Source organism: Clostridium beijerinckii (assembly GCF_008705175.1).
GTDB classification, from domain to species: Bacteria; Bacillota; Clostridia; order Clostridiales; family Clostridiaceae; genus Clostridium; species Clostridium beijerinckii.
In genome coordinates this window covers 1,059,078-1,074,951 of record NZ_CP043998.1, presented here as the reverse complement: position 1 = coordinate 1,074,951, position 15,874 = coordinate 1,059,078, and the positions used below count along the sequence as shown (strand labels likewise).

Genomic DNA, 15,874 nt, shown 5'->3' with positions numbered 1-15,874 from the left:
TATCATTTTTTAAATTATTCATAATTACTCTATCTTAAATAATTATAATTTGCTTTTCTTCCTATAATCAACAAGTAAATATTACTAAACCTCTTTTATAGTCCCATTATTTATAATATACATGTATAAATATATTTTTTGTAAATTCTAATACTTATATTTACCTTATAATCTACCTATTCCACTTCATATATTGCCACTTATAAGAAAATAACGGATTATTTCTAAATAATTTCTTTAGAATAACCCGTTATTTTTACTGCTAACTTTTAATAGTCTTTTTAAGCTTTTACTTTATTATATGATATATGTATAATGCTAAATTATATACTAACGGAGCAATCATCACTGTCATTATTCCTGCAATGCCAATTGATAGACTACTCATTGCCCCTTCTACTTCCCCAAGCTCTAAAGCCTTACTAGTACCAACTGCATGAGATGCCGTTCCTATAGATACACCAACTGCAACCTTATCTTTTATCTTAAAAATTTTACATATAGTCGGTCCAAATACAGCCCCAACTATACCTGTGATTATAATTGCAAGGACTGTTATTGGAACAACTCCTCCTAATTGACTGCTTATTGATATTCCTATAGGAGTTGTTACTGATTTTGGAACTAATGATTTTATTACACTTGAATTAAGTCCAACTAAATAAGATATTCCTATTATAGAAATTATCCCTATAGCGCTACCAACAAATATACCTGTTAAAATGGCCTTAGCATTCTTTTTCAAAAGATCCAGCTGTTTATATAAAGGTACTGCAAGTACAACAGTTGATGGTCCAAGAAACATATTTATAAATTGACCACCTTTATTATATGTATCAAAATCAATATGAAATGCAAACAAAAAACATATTATAATTCCTATTGCAATTAATAGTGGATTTAAAATTGGTATTCTTGTATTTCTGTTAATGAATATACCAACTTCAAAAGCCGCAAGTGAAAGTACTAGTCCAAATAAAACATTGTTCGTTAATATTTGCATATATTCTCCTCTTTTCTTATCACTTTATCTGTACGTAAACTAACTATTTTTCCTTGGCTTTCTTGAAATAGCCTGAACGACAATACCAGTCACCCCAATTATTATTATAGTCGTCAATATACATACTAATAATAATTGCCACCATGTCGCTTTTATTATTCCAAGCGACGTCATTAAACCAACTCCTGCTGGAATAAAGAAAAACGCCAGATGGTCTAGTAAAAAATTTGTTATATTTGAAATGCTCTCCACTTTAATTACCTTTGTGTATAATAATATAAATAATATTATCATTCCTAATATATTTCCTGGTATCGGTAGATGAAGCATTGATGATATAAATTCTCCTAATAGATAAATTCCAAATATAATTAGTGCTTCTCTAAATAACTTCAATTTTATCACACTCCAATTATTTAAGCATATTTGTTAAAAAACCAACTTCTCTCTATTCTTAATATGACCTTTACAATTTAATTTACCATCATTACATGGATAAGTAAAATTCCTTTACACTTTAAGTAAAGGTTACCTTTTTGTTAAATATCCTTATATTTTCAGTATTATATATTAATTGCACTTTAAATATAAGTTTCTAAAAATATGTTTAATTTTATTCATTATAAAAATTAAAACGACTTATTTATTTTATAAATAAGTCGTTTTAAGAGAGTATTTGTAAAGTTTAATAGTATACTTTTAACTTCTATCCTTTACTAGTTTATTTTCTACTATTGCAACCACCTCATACATGATAAATGCAATTGCTGATAATATCACAATGCTCATCATTACCATATCTAGCTGAGCCACTTGTCCTCCATATACTATCAAAAATCCAAGACCATTCTTCGCTACTAAAAATTCTCCCATTATTACCCCAACCCAAGATAAACCAACATTTATCTTTAGAGCTGATATGAGGATAGGAATAGAGTATGGAAATATTAAATATCTTAATATCTGTATTTTTGTCGCTCTAAAAGTATTCATAAGCATAATTTTCTCTTTATCTATTTCATTAAATCCAGTTAATACACTTATAATTGTTGTTATTACTGATATTAAAAGAGCAATCACTATTATTGCTGGAATACCATTTCCAATCCAAAATATTATTATTGGAGCCAAAGCAACTTTAGGAAGTGCATTTAAAACTACTAAATATGGATCTAGTATTTTTGATACAAAAGGACTCCACCATAAGATTACTGCAATTAGTGAGCCTAGGATTGTTCCTAAAGAAAATCCTAAGATAGTTTCATAGCATGTGACTGCGATATGCTTAATTAAACCTCCACCTTCATATAAAGATACAAATGATTCAATTACTCTAGTTGGACTAGATGTAAGAAACGGATCTATCCACTTAAGATTTGCAGCTATTTGCCATAAGGCTATGAAAATAACCAATATAAGAATTCTAGTAATTAAAATTTTTCTTTTTGTTTTCTTTACCTTATTCAAATATATTTCATGTTCCTTAGACATATTATTTGATTCACTAACATTTACACTTTTCTTAGCCATTTCCATCATTCAACTCCTTCCATAACATGTTAAAATATTCACTAAACTCTGGAGCTCTTCTCTTTTGGAAAGGAGTTAATTCTTCATCACTAAAATGTATAGGAATTTCTGCCTTCACACTAGATGGTCTCTTAGATAATACTATTACTTTTTCAGACAAAGAAATCGCTTCTGCTATATCATGTGTCACCATTATTGCTGTCTTTTTTTCTGTTTTTATTATCTTATAAACATCATCACATACCAAAAGTCTCGATTGATAATCTAGTGCTGAAAATGGTTCATCTAAAAAGAGTATCTCTGGATTTAATGCTAAAGTCCTTATAAGTGCAACTCTTTGCCTCATACCACCTGAAAGTTCACTAGGATGATGGTTCTTAAATCTCGTTAACCCATAAGCATCTAATAATCCACTTACTCTTTCTTTTGATTCACTATTTAGCTGCTTTTTTATCTTTAATCCTAAGATTACATTTTCCCAAACCGTATTCCACTCAAATAAATGATCCTTTTGAAACATATATCCTATCTTATCCAAATTCTTTTTTACATCTTCACCTTTGTATAATACGCTCCCATTAGATGGTTCTAACAGTCCACTCATTATATTTAATAATGTAGATTTTCCACATCCTGACGGTCCTAAAATAGAAATAAACTTACCATCATCTACTTGAAAATTAACATTATTTAAAGCCTGTGTTTCACCTTTAATAGAATGATAATTCATTGATATATTTGATATTTCTAACAAGCTCAAATAAAATCACCACCTTTTCATCTTTATGTGACCTTTATTTAGCTGCCTTTTCAGCAAACGAATTATCCACAATCTTGCTAAATTCAGGTCTTTGCGGCATTAAGCTTGAATCATAATCAGTAATTATATCCATAAGTCTATTTAAATTTTCTTCTTTAATTTCTGGTGTATGAGCTATAGCATCAATCTTTTTATAGTTATCTATAACTGTCATAATTGTATCTTTATCTGTACCTGGGAAATAATCAATTATACTATCTGCAACTTCCTCTGTACTGTGACTAAAAAACCACTGTTGACCTTTATAGATAGCATTTGTAAACCCTTGTATTACTTGTGGATTTTTATCCATATAAGATTTTGTTGTAAAATAACAAGTATAAGGAATTAATCCTGATTCTTCACCAACAGATGCAAGAATATATCCAGTTCCTTCTTTCTGAATTGCAGAAGCTGTAGGTTCAAAGAGAGCCACATAATCACCTGTACCACCTTTAAATGCTCGGTACATGAAAAAGCGATTTTAGAAAACTGTATTTTGAGAATTGATTTAAAAGATGAGTTTAAAGATCTTCCAGCAAATACGGTTGCTGAAAATTTGGTTAGATTAAGAAAGTTAAATGATTTAACACAAAAAGAATTGTCATTAATTATAGGTATTAGCAAATCGATTATATCAAAATATGAACGTGGCGAGTTATTCCCCACAAAAGAGCAATCAATAAAACTAGCTAGTTATTTCAATATTAATAGTAAGTATTTTTTTGATTCGTATTTAGAATCTATGGATAACTTTCATCAATATTTATCCACCGTACTTAATAAAAATATCCACATTAATAAGGATAAGTTGTGTAAATCTTTGGATATATCTAAAAGAACTTTATATAGATATTGTTATCAAAATTATATACCTACTCGAAGTGTATTTGAAAAGATGAAAAGTTATTTGAATACTTAAAATTAAGATTTATTCTCTTAAAATCGTGTTAATCAATTATTTTATTGGAATATATTTTTATAACTTTATGTATATTTTATCTTAATAGTGTTAAAAATTAAGATACGATTTCCTATTTTTAATAAATAAAGAGATAGCTTGGATCATTATTCTCCTAATATTTTTTGCTATCTCTTTTTTGCGCAAAAAAATAAGGGTAATAAAGATTTCTCTTTACTACCCTACAAGACTTAATGCTTAAAAAAGAATCTTGTAATTATCTTGGGAGTCTAACGCTATCTACTATCGCTGTTAGCTTTGTGTGTAACATTATAATATCATAATTTCATGAATTATACAAGACTATTTTCATCTGATTTATAAGAATTATTATATTAAAGCAAAAAAGGTAGACTAAGTATTCTACCTAGTCTACCTTTACTAAACAGAGTATATGCAATTTAGTAATAATCATTATACCATATTACTTTATATCATAAAACCAGCTTCCCAAAGTTTCTTTTAACTCTAAACATTTGCTCATAGATAGATTTTGAGTTTCAATCCATACCCCTTTTTCGTTTCCCCTAAAATAACATCTAACTCCTTTAAAATATTGGAGCACATAATCAGCATCAACACCATTAAAACTATTATCTCCTTGATAGCCATTAGGTAAATAGTTTGTAACAACATATCCAGTAGTTTTATTTAATATTCCATCATTAAACTCATTCATATCACATTCTGTATTTATTCCGCTTAAAGATCCTGTTTCACTATATTGGTGTCCTACTCTATTAGTGAAGAAATTAGAATTTAATCTCCATGGATCATTATTATAGTTTGCTTCCCATAATGGATAATCTGCAATTCTATTATCTAAGTTATCCATAAAACTAGTATAAGTATAAATACCTATTTGCATATTAGATAGCTCTTTAAATTTAGCAATAAATCTTAAAATATAATCCATTAGTCCATCAAAATTAGTTTCCACATCTAGCATTGGAATGAGATCACTGGTTTTATCTTTTATGGCATTATAAAAATTATTAGCCTGAGTTTCTGGCTCACTAGTTCCAACTAAGAAATGATAGAACCCTGTTTTTAATCCTACGTAATGTGCGTTAGAATAATTTGTATCTAAATAGCTATCTTTAAACGTTGTTCCTTCTGTAGCTTTAATATAAACAGCCTCTACTCCTGCTGTTTTTACTTGGTTAAAATTTATATTTCCGTTATGATTACTTATATCTATACCTTTCATTTATATCTTCCTTTCTTATTTTAAATATAAAAATAAGAGTAACCTTAAAGGCTACCCTAAAAACTAAGCTTATACTGTTTGCTGCACATCTGCGTTTACTGTTGCTGCTGCAAGCGATTGAAATTTGCTTAATTGATCTTTTAGACTTGCGTTTTCTGCTTGTAATTTAGCGTTTGATTCTTGTAATTCCTTCATAATTACGGAATTATCTAATACTGCTTCCTTACCCACATTAACGCTTCCTGCAATTGCTTGCCTAAAATATATAACATCTTCATTAGTTAGTTCTGGAAATTTAGCAAGCAATAATTTATCGAATTCTTCAGTTTTACTTCTAAATTTATCTTCAACTTTTTCTGTAATCCTAAAGTTCTCATCTACAATGCTCCATACCTCTCTAGCTGCTGTCATGTATGTTTTATTTTTTAATATACTTATTACTAGTCCTAAAATTTGTTTTATCATTTTACATACCTCCAATTATTTATTAAATATTCCTGTTTGAACTGCATAAAAAAAGAAGCTAATTAAAGCTCCTCCCATTGCGGTTATAAACCACTTCATCGTGCTAGTTAAGTTTTTAAGATTTTCACATAGATTTTTAAGCTCCGTCTTTAGTTCTCTTCCATCTTGTTCAAGCTTATCAATCCTATCCCCATGATTATTAAGCCTTCTTTCGTGAGTTTCAATTTTGTCTTTTACTAATTCTTCATTCATATTACACCTCTTTTTACTAGTTATTTTCATAAAATAAAAGCACCTACATTTCTGTAAGTACTTATGTAAAATTTATTATTATAGAATACATATTTATAAAATTCTAATGTATTGCTTTTTTTGCATACTTTTTACCAGTTCCTTCAACACTTGTAATTGTAATTAATGCTCCCTTGTCAAAATGATGTACAATATTTTTTAATTTAGCAACTTCAAGTCTAGATAAAACTAAATATATAACTTCTGTTTCACTCCCACTATAAGCGCCTTTTCCATCTAATAAAGTAATCCCTCTGCCAAGTCTAGACATTATCGCCTCTGATATTTCTTTGTTTTTATCTGAAACAATAATTACCGCCTTGGACTCATTTATACCTTCAACTGTTATATCTATGGTTTTAAAAGCAATAAAATAAGCTATTAGCGAATACATCGCCCTATCCCATCCAAATAAGAAACCTGAAGATCCTAAAATAAATAAATTAAAAAACATAACTATTTCTCCAATAGAAAATGAAGTTCTTTTATCTAAAAGAATAGCGACAATTTCAGTTCCGTCTAACGATCCCCCATTTCTTATAATTAATCCTACCCCAACACCTAGTATTATACCTCCAAATATAGTAGCCAAAAGTGTATCTTGTGTTATACCCGGAACTGGATGAAGTAGAGTTACTACAATTGAAAAACACATTACTGAAAATATAGTTGAAAGAGCAAAAGTTTTACCTATCTGTTTATATCCAATAATTACAAATGGTAAATTAAGTACAAATATAAATATACCTAATTCTACATTGGTTAAGCGGCTTGCCATAATTGATATTCCAGTTATTCCTCCATCAATTATACTATTAGGTATTAAGAATATCTCTAATCCAATTGCAGCTAAAATTGAACCTAATATCATAAATACCACTCTACTAAATTGAATTAAAATGCTATTAGTCTTCTTCATTAAATTCCTCCCTTATTTAATTATAGTATTTTATACCTGATTTAATATCATAATTATATTGTAACATAGTTTTTAATACCTCATATTAATCATTTAAGAATTTACACTTTATTAACTTTTTCAATCAGCATAAAAGAACCATTAAAAGCTCCTAATGTTGCTCTGAATTTTTTAATACTACATCTAATTTTCCTATGATGCACTACTTTCTGTAGTTGTATCTTCCATAGCTCCCATATCTACAAGGACTAATTTTACCTGTTCTTGTAGATTCAAAAGATTAGGAACATCCTTATATTCGTAAGTACCTCCTACTATTAATGTAACCCATACTTTTACGCATCCACTATTTTTGTTAAATTGCATTTTAAACACTCTCCTTAAGATCAAATTTATTATACTAAGCATTAGTAGTTTCCATAGTTGCTACTATGCTTGTTAATTCTGCATTTGCTTGCGCTAAGTCATTTACTTTTTCCTTTAAAATCTCTGATTCTGTTTTAGGTATATCTTCAAATATTGCTTCTTTTGTTTCAATATTTACTGACTTTGTTATTTTTCAATCTGGAACTTCACAAGATAAATTTGTTAATATGTTATCTTCTAATTCGGTTCCACCTGATTGTGATATGCTCCCTTTATATTAGACAGTTAAAATAATAAAACTGTTAGTATGGAGGGAGTATATTTTTATGGATAGAAAAGCTAATTATGAAGAAAGAGCTGAGATTGTTGCATTCTGCATTTCGAATAATGATGATTATCAAGCTACTGCTGATAAGTTTAAGGTTTCTTATCAACAAGTTTATACGTGGGTAAAAAATAAAAAGCTAATGGATATGAAGAACTAATTGACCGTCGTGGTAAGCGTAAAGAGGCTGCTGAGCTTACTGAGTCTGATAAATTATCTGCACAATTAAAACTTATTGAAGCAGAAAATACACGTTTAAAGATGGATATTGATTTCTTAAAAAAAATTGAAGGAAGTAGAAAGAAAGCGATAGGTACTAGAATACTCCAAGAATATAAATATATTTCTATAAAAGAATTACATGAGCAAAATGGATATCCGATAGCTGATTTATGCAATCTATCTAATACTGCACGATCATCTTACTACAAATTAATCAACCGTTCAGAGACTGAATTAGATAGAGAGAATTCAATAATATTAAAAGAGATTGTTAAGCCTTATGAAGACGTAAATGGTATCTATGGATACCCTCGGATAACAATGAGTATAAATAGACTTCTGAATAAACAATATAATCATAAACGAATTTATAGATTAATGAAATCTATAGACATAATGTCAGTTATAAGAAAAAAGAGAAAGTCTTATATTCAAAGTACTCCGCAAATTACTGCTGAAAACAAATTAAATAGAGAATTTTATGCGAATAGACCAAATGAAAAATGGTTAACAGATGTTACAGAATTTAAGCTACTTAATGGTAAAAAGGCTTACCTTAGCGCAATATTTGATTTAGCAGTAAGTGCTAATCCGAATGCAAATCCACTGTTTCATAGTGACAGGGGATTTCAGGTGCGACAAGAAGTCGCGTAATACATTGTCGTTAGACTGCCCCATCCATTCGGGGTAACTCTATCGTGACTAGCGTGAATGGTAACGTTTGGGTTAGAAAGCTCACGAGACAATGTGGAAGTTCGAGTAGCCTAAACTGGGACAACTGCTAGAGTAAGAATGCTATGGAGAACGTAAAGTGAATCATTGTAGGCATCGTTACGCTGGAGAAAGCGAAATAGGCTGAAACGCTTTGACCAAAATGGTAAGGAGCTGAGCAAAGGCCAACTGTTAAACCAATGCGAATGGATAAAGAACTCCCGGTTTAAAGATGACTCCTAAGGCATTTACAATTATGTATTACGTGTAACTTGGTAAACCCTATATGTTCCTTCAGTGAGAGGTATCTAACCGCAAGGGGCGAAAAGACATAGAGGGCGGAAGAAAAGGATAAAAAGCGAATGCTGATTTTGTAATGGAAACAGATAAAGGTTCAAAATTTGCCTTAACTCGAAAGAGTGCAGACTTATCCTATGGTATTTCTTAGCAAGAAAGGATTATATATTTATGAATTTTAGTAATTCAACGACGGTTAAAACCGAGAGACTAAAAGACACGAAATCACTTGAATTTCAATGGGAAACAATTGACTGGAAGCAAGTTGAACTCGATGTTAATAGACTACAAACCCGAATCGCTAAGGCAACAAAAAATGGAGACAATAATAAAGCCAAAAGATTACAATACTTATTAACCCACTCTTTTTCAGCTAAGGCTTATGCTGTAAGAAAAGTAACAACAAATAAAGGGAAGAATACATCTGGAGTAGACAAAAAACTATGGTCTACCTCTGCCTCGAAGATGAAAGCTGTGCTTTCACTTACTGACAAAAACTATAAAGCAAAACCTTTAAAACGAGTATATATCGAAAAGAAAGGTAAAAAGCAGAAACGTCCATTAGGCATACCAACAATGTATGATAGAGCAATGCAAACATTATATGCATTAGCGCTTGAGCCAATTGCAGAAACAAAAGGTGATTCCATTTCCTTTGGATTCCGCCGTGGACGAAGTGCAAAAGATGCCTGTGAGCAGATATTTTGTGTATTAGCTAGAAAATGTTCTCCAACATGGATACTTGAAGGTGATATTAAAGGTTGTTTTGATAATATTAACCATGAATGGTTACAAAACAATATACCAATGGATAAAATTATTATGAAGCAGTTCCTAAAATCAGGATATATATATGAAGAAAAGCTGTTTCCAACGGAAACAGGTTCGCCACAAGGCGGTGCAATCTCAAGTATATATGCAAATATGACATTAGATGGACTCGAAAAAGTGATTCAAGATAAATATCATAGAAATTCAAAAGGTAAAATAGAAAATCATTACAGAGCCAAAACTAAAGTGAACTTGATTCGGTATGCTGATGACTTTGTTATTACTGCAAACTCAAAAGAAATTGCTGAAGAACTTAAAACTACGGTTAGTCAATTCCTCCAATCAAGAGGTCTAGCACTATCAGAAGAAAAGACTGCAATTACACATATAGATAAAGGGTTTGACTTTCTTGGCTGGACATTTAAGAAATACAGCGGGAAATTAATAGTTAAACCTTCTAAAAATTCAATTAAAAACATAATTAGGAAATGTTCAACAATAATCCTTAAGGAGGGTAAAGCTAGCACCCAATCTGACCTAATAAGAAGGCTTAACCAAGTCGTAAGAGGTTGGACAAATTACCACAAACATGTTGTTGCTAGCAAAGCCTTTTCAAATATTAACAACACCCTTTATCAGTTACTACAGCAATGGGCAAAACATAGACACCCCAATAAGAACAAATGGTGGAAATTAAATAAATACTGGCAGGAAAAAGGTTGGAAAAGATGGCTTTTCAAGACGGATGAGTACAGTCTAATTAATTTGAGACGGATTAAAATAGTCAGACATCCAAAGCAGGTTACAAAAACACCTTTCTTAGACAAGGACTATTTTGATAAAAGAAAGATAAAACTGCATATATTTGTTGCCGCCTGAAAGGGTGAAGAAATGCTTGAGCCGTATGAGTGGGAAACTCTCACGACGGTTCTTAGATTAGGGAAAGGGAGCAATCCCTTTTTCTTAATCGATTATACTAATAGAACTTTCAAAGCTAAACTTGATAAAATCAAAGCAACTCAAAGCATATCACGTGTCAGTAGGTGTATCGACAACGGACCAATGGAAGGTTTTTGGAGAATTCTAAAATGTGAGATGTATTATTTGCAAAAATTTTATACATATGAAGAATTGAGACAATCAATTGATGACTACATAGTATTTTATAATACAAAAAGGTTACAGACAAATTTAAAAGGTCTGACTCCAATTGAATATCGAAATCAGACCTTATCGGCATAAATTTTTATTTTTTCATCTGTCTACTTGACAGGGTACAGTTCATTATAAGTGCTTTTTAAGTATTATTTATTATGTTAATTTCTTGCATATCCATTTATATCTAAATTTATAGCTTTATCATAAATATCTGGTGTTATTAATGAATCTAATATATTTGTGAGCTTTTCTATATCATCTACATTTATTTCTTCCGTTCCTAAATCAACATCTCCATGTGCATATGAACATCTATCCAATATTATCATATCCAGAGGTTCAACCAAACCAGTTCTATCACTTATGAATACTCTTTCTACTTTAGCTAGTTTACTTGCCAAACTATGCATTGCGCAATCATTCCATTTACTATACTTAAATGCATAATATACTTGATAGTAATCTGCCAAAAAAATAAGTGCCAAGCATTTTGAAGCATTTAACGCAAGCACGTTATCAGTTTCAACTCTTATAAGCTCTCTAATTTGCTTGAGCTTATCTTTCAAATTATGGAAGTTCACTTTTAATTACCTCAACTTTTACATTTCCATATTTATTTGTGCCCAAAGCCATCATAGCTCTAGTAGCCACCAATGATGCTCTTCTTTTATCTAAATGTGTCTTTACTATAACAGTATTAGTAATAGGATCTACTTTTAAATCTTGAACTAATCCTTTTCTTACAAGCTCTTTTTTAACTAAATCAACATATTTATCTTTAAAAATATTAATCATTCTCTTACCTCCACATTTATTGAATAGCTATCAGCTTGATATTCTACATATAAAGCACCACTTATCATTTCCTCTATTTCAGCAGGATCTATACCTTTGCAAACATTAACTATTATTTTATCTGTAATATCATACGATTTTATTAGTTTCTCATCCGCATAAACATCTAACATATCTCTTATGAATTTACTTTCTTTTAAATCTACCATCACATTACTCCTCTCTAAAAAGATAATCATCTTTTATAGATAAGTACAATTTATTTATTGTTTTCTTTAATTATAACATTTTTTATAAGTAAAATCACAGGAAAATTTATTGAACATTATCTGCAAAACATTTTCAAACGTTCGTTTTTTTCGATTTGAATGTTTGATTATATAGGAGAATCACACATTCATTTTTAATTTTCTCTTCTTCTATATGTCTTTATTTTTTTACCTCGAATGTTAATACCTTCGAAAAATAAAAAATATCATCAATATTCAAAATCACTTAATGATTTTGAATATTGATGATATTTTTCTTTATATATAATTCTGTTTCCTGAGTAGTTCTATGGCCTAATAACTTTTGCACTGCTACGATATCCTTACCACTTTCAATATAGATCTTATAGGCGTAAGTTTTTCTCATGCTATGAGCTGAAATATCATATAAGCCAAAATACTCTCCTGCTTCTTTTAAGATATTGCTAACAGCTTGAACTCCAATAGGTTTATTAATGCCTTTTCTAGATTGAAATATATTCTTTAAGGAGCTTTGTGACTTTAGGTATTACTTCAACTGTTCTAGGCTTTCTGTTTTTTTCTCTAATATTTTTTGAATTCTTTTTCTTACCTTCAAAAATAGTAAATTCATTTCTCCTAAGAGCTTCCCTTATGTCTCTGGCTTTTAATTTAACTAAATCACCTGCTCTATATCCAGTAATTATACCAACTACGAATAAAACATAATCACGTTCATTTTTATATTTTATATAACTTCTGTTTCATCTATGTCTAATCTTTTTAATGCATTATCAATTCTCTTATTGGCAATTTCATTAAACCTTATTTTCTTTTCCAAAATTTCTATTTCATTCATAACATAATCATTATTTTTGCACTTCATTGAGCTTTGAACTTTTTCCTCATAATTCATTGTTCCAAGTTGCTCCCCAATTTTTAATTCTTCAACTTTCAGCTTCATATCATCAATTTCAATTTCTCTTAGTCTATATAATGCTAATTCCTTTTTTACTCTCTCGCTCATATTTTCCCACCTATCCTTTATAATACTTTTATGTTATAATCTAGATAGATTGATTAGAGAATTCACTTTCCATGATTCATTCTCTAATTAGAATAGGTGTTCATTATGAACACCTTTTATTTTTACCTTCACTACGCTAAATTTTAGAATTACGCAATAAAAAATCGCAAATTCAATTTCTTCTTGAATAATGCGATTTTACAATTTGTTATTTGCTTTTATTGATTTATAATTTACCAACATTATGAAGTAAAACAACTTCTAATTATTCTTAATATCTACGACGTGTGTAGGGAATGCACGGATTTGGGGCTGTATACATAACTACATTTTTCTAATCAGTCCAACCAAACGCAATCAACAATATCTCTATCAACTTTAACAAATTTTTCATCTACAAAAACAGCTGCCCAACCATGCTCTTCCTCCCACGGACAACTAAGTACGAATATCACACATACATCAACATTTTGTGATTCATACTTGTTCTTCTCTGTTTTACTTTTGGCATATATGCTGTCTTCCAAAGCATAAAGCGTAACATCTGTCCCAGTGTATTTTACAAGGTCTGCGGGTGACTTGATTTCCTGCCAATACTCTTTACTTTCTTCCTCATCATCAGGACCCCATTGTTCATACATATCATCATAATAAATGTTTATAAAGGCTTCTAACATCTGAGTTTCCAGTTCAGGTGTCCATTTCTCTATAAGCCTTTTGCAAGCGGCTGTCCCTTTTGCCATATCTTCGCAACATTCTTCATCAATCTTAAAATCGTTTGGATTTAGTAGCCTGCTATTTATCATCTTGTTTCCTCCAAAAATATAAATCATTTATAATTCATAATATCTTACTATTCTATATTAATTATAGCATATTTTGTAAAAATCATATTATTCAATTTTCAAAGAACATTATCTAAATTAAATACTACGCATTTTCTATAGTTTTCGCATTATTTAATAACTTTTAAAATAGGTTTATTTTTATTGTTTATATATTCTTCGCTGAACTCATTAATATAATAATCAACATTTGCTTTTACTTTTAATAATCCTTTTTGCTTGTCCCAACTTAAAGCATATATTTTATTTATCCTTACTTCTGTATCATTTTCACATACTGTCCAACTATCCTCCCACATATTTAGTGGCGGAATGTCCATATACAAATTAAAAGGAAGTATTAAATCTTGTGTTCTTATGCATCCTCTTGAATCCATACTAAAAAATAAACATCCAGTTTCATTTCTGTTTATATCCTTCCCATGACATTCTCCACCATGTCTATGATTCCGCTTACAATACGCACATTCTAATCGATTAGGTAAGTCTTTTGGTCTATCCATCCTAAACTCCCTCCACTCCACATACTACGATTTACTTCTAAACTTCTTCCTCTCTTAACCAATCTTCTGAATATATACCATTTCTTCAAGCTCCTTAATGAATTAAATTACTTGAATACTTTTTTTCAAATAGTACATAATATAATTGGTTGTTGATTATATTATTATTAAAAAAATCCATTGTATGCCCCTTAATTGGGGCATATTTTGCGTTTAATTGTAGTATTACGTAGTAAGTAAAATTTTTATTTTGAATATATTTTTTTAAATATCACATAATATAATTTGAACTCATCAATCTTGAGAAGTTGTAATCTGGGAGGTCAGTAAATATGATCAAAAAATTTATTACTATCTTTTCTATTTTTTTATTTCTGTCCTTTGCTATGAACTCATCAAATGCCATAGCTCAATATTCTCCTAAAACTCTTACTCAAGGACTTTATAGCTTAAAAGATACAGGTTTAGTAACTGGTTCAGCTTATAACGTTAAAAACTCATCTTCTACTGATAAATCTATTGTTATAATTTTTGATGGAAATCAGCAAATGCAAGAATTTATAAGATTAGAACCTAACTCCCCTGCGTATATTATTAAACCGCTTAATTTTGATTCCATAATCGTAATTATTGGTGGTGGCTCAGTTAAGTTTTCTTAAAAGGTACTGTAAAAGTATCTTTTTTATTTTTATTTATTTCGTCAAATCTACAGTTTGTGCATTATTTAATAACCCTTTTTGCTTACCCCAACTTAAAGCATATATTTTATTTATTCTAACTTCTCCTCCACTTTATCATCCTTCTGAATATATCCCATTTCCCTAAGCTCTTTATTTAAAGCTTCTTTAATATCTAATCCTTCTTCTTCCATTCTCTTTTGTACTCTTGGAACCACTATATCAACTATATCTTTAATAATTCCCATACTTATAGCTCCTTTTTAGGAAGAGAGCTTTAGTTAACTCTCTTCTTATTTATCTTTTGCAGTAACCTTAACATTAACATCGTAATCCCTGCTAATGCGCCTTCCAGTCCTGCAAGGTATTAATGAATATTTCTATCATATTTCCACATAATAATTTTATCTATTTAATTTACACTCTAAAATCCAAGAAAGAAGGCTCGTCAAATGAAAAAATTTATATATATTCTTTCTATATCATTGCTTTTATTCTTTACTTTCAACACAGTAACTACCGTAGCTCAGCCAAAAATGTATTCACAAGGTTTTTATAATATGAAAGATTTGAACTTAAGTGAAAATGTTAGTTATAAGGTTCAGAATAATCAGCCTTATGTTGAAGGGATATTAATAATTATTGATGCTGATAAAAAAATCCAACAACTTATACGAATACCCGCTAACGCAACTCAAATCCCTTTGGCACCTCTTAAATATGATTATAGATTTATAATATATAATAATGTTCTTCTGACTTTTTCTTAAAT

Annotated in this window: 23 protein-coding genes and 2 pseudogenes; 7 read left to right on the top strand and 18 right to left on the bottom strand. The window is 29.8% G+C overall.

The window, feature by feature from the left end:
• Nucleotides 1-289: 289 nt before the first annotated feature.
• From F3K33_RS04950 to F3K33_RS04930, 5 genes and pseudogenes are all read right to left on the bottom strand, one after another.
• Nucleotides 290-1,003 carry an LrgB family protein gene (locus tag F3K33_RS04950; RefSeq protein WP_023975285.1) on the bottom strand — a complete coding sequence of 238 codons (714 nt, stop codon included), beginning with the start codon at nt 1,001-1,003 and terminating at the stop codon, nt 290-292.
• Nucleotides 1,004-1,042: 39 nt separating this feature from the next.
• Nucleotides 1,043-1,399, bottom strand: coding sequence for a CidA/LrgA family protein (locus F3K33_RS04945; protein WP_023975286.1), 357 nt, complete (start codon nt 1,397-1,399; stop codon nt 1,043-1,045).
• Between the two features lie 303 nt (nt 1,400-1,702).
• On the bottom strand, nt 1,703-2,494 hold the full coding sequence (locus F3K33_RS04940) for an ABC transporter permease (RefSeq protein ID WP_039773927.1): 792 nt from the start codon (nt 2,492-2,494) through the stop codon (nt 1,703-1,705).
• Between the two features lie 31 nt (nt 2,495-2,525).
• Nucleotides 2,526-3,293 carry an ABC transporter ATP-binding protein gene (locus F3K33_RS04935; protein ID WP_017209855.1) on the bottom strand — a complete coding sequence of 256 codons (768 nt, stop codon included), beginning with the start codon at nt 3,291-3,293 and terminating at the stop codon, nt 2,526-2,528.
• A gap of 34 nt (nt 3,294-3,327) precedes the next feature.
• Nucleotides 3,328-3,795: pseudogene (locus tag F3K33_RS04930) on the bottom strand (ABC transporter substrate-binding protein); the annotation flags it as partial.
• Between the two features lie 36 nt (nt 3,796-3,831).
• On the opposite strand from F3K33_RS04930, the gene F3K33_RS04925 reads away from it, so the two are divergent.
• Nucleotides 3,832-4,254: a helix-turn-helix domain-containing protein gene (locus tag F3K33_RS04925; protein WP_039773909.1), complete on the top strand. Its 423-nt coding sequence runs from the start codon at nt 3,832-3,834 to the stop codon at nt 4,252-4,254.
• A gap of 463 nt (nt 4,255-4,717) precedes the next feature.
• Here the strand turns inward: F3K33_RS04925 and F3K33_RS04920 are convergent, their stop codons facing one another.
• The 5 genes from F3K33_RS04920 to F3K33_RS04900 all read right to left on the bottom strand — a co-directional run bounded on the left by F3K33_RS04920 (nt 4,718) and on the right by F3K33_RS04900 (nt 7,544).
• Nucleotides 4,718-5,503 carry a GH25 family lysozyme gene (locus tag F3K33_RS04920; RefSeq protein ID WP_039773910.1) on the bottom strand — a complete coding sequence of 262 codons (786 nt, stop codon included), beginning with the start codon at nt 5,501-5,503 and terminating at the stop codon, nt 4,718-4,720.
• Nucleotides 5,504-5,572: 69 nt separating this feature from the next.
• Nucleotides 5,573-5,968: a hypothetical protein gene (locus tag F3K33_RS04915; RefSeq protein WP_039773911.1), complete on the bottom strand. Its 396-nt coding sequence runs from the start codon at nt 5,966-5,968 to the stop codon at nt 5,573-5,575.
• A 15-nt stretch (nt 5,969-5,983) separates the two neighbouring features.
• Entirely contained in the window at nt 5,984-6,220 is a 237-nt protein-coding gene (locus F3K33_RS04910) for a hemolysin XhlA family protein (RefSeq protein ID WP_039773912.1), read from the bottom strand.
• 103 nt (nt 6,221-6,323) lie between these two features.
• The gene (locus F3K33_RS04905; protein WP_111938452.1) at nt 6,324-7,130 is read right to left on the bottom strand and encodes a YitT family protein; all 807 of its coding nucleotides are present in this window, start codon (nt 7,128-7,130) and stop codon (nt 6,324-6,326) included.
• 240 nt (nt 7,131-7,370) lie between these two features.
• Entirely contained in the window at nt 7,371-7,544 is a 174-nt protein-coding gene (locus F3K33_RS04900; protein WP_023973953.1) for a hypothetical protein, read from the bottom strand.
• A 326-nt stretch (nt 7,545-7,870) separates the two neighbouring features.
• Here F3K33_RS04900 and F3K33_RS04890 point away from each other — a divergent pair, with 326 nt between their 5' ends.
• The 4 genes from F3K33_RS04890 to F3K33_RS27105 all read left to right on the top strand — a co-directional run bounded on the left by F3K33_RS04890 (nt 7,871) and on the right by F3K33_RS27105 (nt 11,112).
• Entirely contained in the window at nt 7,871-8,029 is a 159-nt protein-coding gene (locus tag F3K33_RS04890) for a helix-turn-helix domain-containing protein (RefSeq protein ID WP_023973955.1), read from the top strand.
• Nucleotides 8,030-8,130: 101 nt separating this feature from the next.
• Nucleotides 8,131-8,745 carry an IS3 family transposase gene (locus F3K33_RS04885; protein ID WP_084670614.1) on the top strand — a complete coding sequence of 205 codons (615 nt, stop codon included), beginning with the start codon at nt 8,131-8,133 and terminating at the stop codon, nt 8,743-8,745.
• Between the two features lie 525 nt (nt 8,746-9,270).
• Nucleotides 9,271-10,749, top strand: a complete 1,479-nt coding sequence (gene ltrA, locus F3K33_RS04880) for a group II intron reverse transcriptase/maturase (RefSeq protein ID WP_039773913.1) — start codon at nt 9,271-9,273, stop codon at nt 10,747-10,749.
• 12 nt (nt 10,750-10,761) lie between these two features.
• The gene (locus F3K33_RS27105; RefSeq protein WP_084670616.1) at nt 10,762-11,112 is read left to right on the top strand and encodes an IS3 family transposase; all 351 of its coding nucleotides are present in this window, start codon (nt 10,762-10,764) and stop codon (nt 11,110-11,112) included.
• A 74-nt stretch (nt 11,113-11,186) separates the two neighbouring features.
• Here the strand turns inward: F3K33_RS27105 and F3K33_RS04870 are convergent, their stop codons facing one another.
• The 7 genes and pseudogenes from F3K33_RS04870 to F3K33_RS04845 all read right to left on the bottom strand — a co-directional run bounded on the left by F3K33_RS04870 (nt 11,187) and on the right by F3K33_RS04845 (nt 14,425).
• A complete protein-coding gene (locus F3K33_RS04870) occupies nt 11,187-11,609 on the bottom strand; it encodes a hypothetical protein (protein WP_039773914.1) in 423 nt (140 codons plus the stop codon).
• Nucleotides 11,596-11,823 (bottom strand): hypothetical protein, encoded by a 228-nt coding sequence (locus F3K33_RS04865; protein WP_023973959.1) that lies wholly within the window; start codon nt 11,821-11,823, stop codon nt 11,596-11,598. The genes F3K33_RS04870 and F3K33_RS04865 overlap by 14 nt, the downstream gene beginning before the upstream one ends.
• Complete coding sequence (locus F3K33_RS04860; protein WP_039773916.1) at nt 11,820-12,032, bottom strand: hypothetical protein; 213 nt, start codon at nt 12,030-12,032, stop codon at nt 11,820-11,822. Before F3K33_RS04860 ends, F3K33_RS04865 begins: the two co-directional genes overlap by 4 nt.
• 269 nt (nt 12,033-12,301) lie before the next feature.
• Nucleotides 12,302-12,811 (bottom strand): annotated as a pseudogene (locus tag F3K33_RS04855) (tyrosine-type recombinase/integrase); the annotation flags it as partial.
• Complete coding sequence (locus tag F3K33_RS27100) at nt 12,799-13,077, bottom strand: hypothetical protein (RefSeq protein ID WP_039773930.1); 279 nt, start codon at nt 13,075-13,077, stop codon at nt 12,799-12,801. The pseudogene F3K33_RS04855 and the gene F3K33_RS27100, both read right to left, overlap by 13 nt.
• A 338-nt stretch (nt 13,078-13,415) precedes the next feature.
• Entirely contained in the window at nt 13,416-13,883 is a 468-nt protein-coding gene (locus tag F3K33_RS04850; RefSeq protein ID WP_039773917.1) for a DUF6985 domain-containing protein, read from the bottom strand.
• A gap of 149 nt (nt 13,884-14,032) precedes the next feature.
• Nucleotides 14,033-14,425, bottom strand: coding sequence for a hypothetical protein (locus tag F3K33_RS04845; RefSeq protein ID WP_039773918.1), 393 nt, complete (start codon nt 14,423-14,425; stop codon nt 14,033-14,035).
• A gap of 332 nt (nt 14,426-14,757) precedes the next feature.
• On the opposite strand from F3K33_RS04845, the gene F3K33_RS04840 reads away from it, so the two are divergent.
• Entirely contained in the window at nt 14,758-15,084 is a 327-nt protein-coding gene (locus F3K33_RS04840; RefSeq protein ID WP_373866802.1) for a hypothetical protein, read from the top strand.
• Nucleotides 15,085-15,194: 110 nt separating this feature from the next.
• Here F3K33_RS04840 and F3K33_RS26265 read toward each other — a convergent pair whose 3' ends face one another.
• Nucleotides 15,195-15,350: a hypothetical protein gene (locus F3K33_RS26265; RefSeq protein WP_167514408.1), complete on the bottom strand. Its 156-nt coding sequence runs from the start codon at nt 15,348-15,350 to the stop codon at nt 15,195-15,197.
• 204 nt (nt 15,351-15,554) lie between these two features.
• Here F3K33_RS26265 and F3K33_RS04835 point away from each other — a divergent pair, with 204 nt between their 5' ends.
• On the top strand, nt 15,555-15,872 hold the full coding sequence (locus tag F3K33_RS04835) for a hypothetical protein (protein WP_039773919.1): 318 nt from the start codon (nt 15,555-15,557) through the stop codon (nt 15,870-15,872).
• Nucleotides 15,873-15,874 lie beyond the last annotated feature (2 nt).

What these genes read in the sequence shown, in the direction of transcription:
- F3K33_RS04840 (WP_373866802.1), top strand. Translation starts at nt 14,758, where the DNA reads ATGATCAAAAAATTTATTACTATCTTTTCTATTTTTTTATTTCTGTCC.
- F3K33_RS04885 (WP_084670614.1), top strand. Translation starts at nt 8,131, where the DNA reads ATGGATATTGATTTCTTAAAAAAAATTGAAGGAAGTAGAAAGAAAGCG.
- F3K33_RS27100 (WP_039773930.1), bottom strand. Translation starts at nt 13,077, where the DNA reads ATGAGCGAGAGAGTAAAAAAGGAATTAGCATTATATAGACTAAGAGAA.
- F3K33_RS04865 (WP_023973959.1), bottom strand. Translation starts at nt 11,823, where the DNA reads ATGATTAATATTTTTAAAGATAAATATGTTGATTTAGTTAAAAAAGAG.
- F3K33_RS04860 (WP_039773916.1), bottom strand. Translation starts at nt 12,032, where the DNA reads ATGGTAGATTTAAAAGAAAGTAAATTCATAAGAGATATGTTAGATGTT.
- F3K33_RS04915 (WP_039773911.1), bottom strand. Translation starts at nt 5,968, where the DNA reads ATGATAAAACAAATTTTAGGACTAGTAATAAGTATATTAAAAAATAAA.
- F3K33_RS04850 (WP_039773917.1), bottom strand. Translation starts at nt 13,883, where the DNA reads ATGATAAATAGCAGGCTACTAAATCCAAACGATTTTAAGATTGATGAA.
- ltrA (WP_039773913.1), top strand. Translation starts at nt 9,271, where the DNA reads ATGAATTTTAGTAATTCAACGACGGTTAAAACCGAGAGACTAAAAGAC.
- F3K33_RS04835 (WP_039773919.1), top strand. Translation starts at nt 15,555, where the DNA reads ATGAAAAAATTTATATATATTCTTTCTATATCATTGCTTTTATTCTTT.
- F3K33_RS04905 (WP_111938452.1), bottom strand. Translation starts at nt 7,130, where the DNA reads ATGATATTAGGTTCAATTTTAGCTGCAATTGGATTAGAGATATTCTTA.
- F3K33_RS04940 (WP_039773927.1), bottom strand. Translation starts at nt 2,494, where the DNA reads ATGTCTAAGGAACATGAAATATATTTGAATAAGGTAAAGAAAACAAAA.
- F3K33_RS04910 (WP_039773912.1), bottom strand. Translation starts at nt 6,220, where the DNA reads ATGAATGAAGAATTAGTAAAAGACAAAATTGAAACTCACGAAAGAAGG.
- F3K33_RS26265 (WP_167514408.1), bottom strand. Translation starts at nt 15,350, where the DNA reads ATGGGAATTATTAAAGATATAGTTGATATAGTGGTTCCAAGAGTACAA.
- F3K33_RS04890 (WP_023973955.1), top strand. Translation starts at nt 7,871, where the DNA reads ATGGATAGAAAAGCTAATTATGAAGAAAGAGCTGAGATTGTTGCATTC.
- F3K33_RS04950 (WP_023975285.1), bottom strand. Translation starts at nt 1,003, where the DNA reads ATGCAAATATTAACGAACAATGTTTTATTTGGACTAGTACTTTCACTT.
- F3K33_RS04845 (WP_039773918.1), bottom strand. Translation starts at nt 14,425, where the DNA reads ATGGATAGACCAAAAGACTTACCTAATCGATTAGAATGTGCGTATTGT.
- F3K33_RS27105 (WP_084670616.1), top strand. Translation starts at nt 10,762, where the DNA reads ATGCTTGAGCCGTATGAGTGGGAAACTCTCACGACGGTTCTTAGATTA.
- F3K33_RS04900 (WP_023973953.1), bottom strand. Translation starts at nt 7,544, where the DNA reads ATGCAATTTAACAAAAATAGTGGATGCGTAAAAGTATGGGTTACATTA.
- F3K33_RS04920 (WP_039773910.1), bottom strand. Translation starts at nt 5,503, where the DNA reads ATGAAAGGTATAGATATAAGTAATCATAACGGAAATATAAATTTTAAC.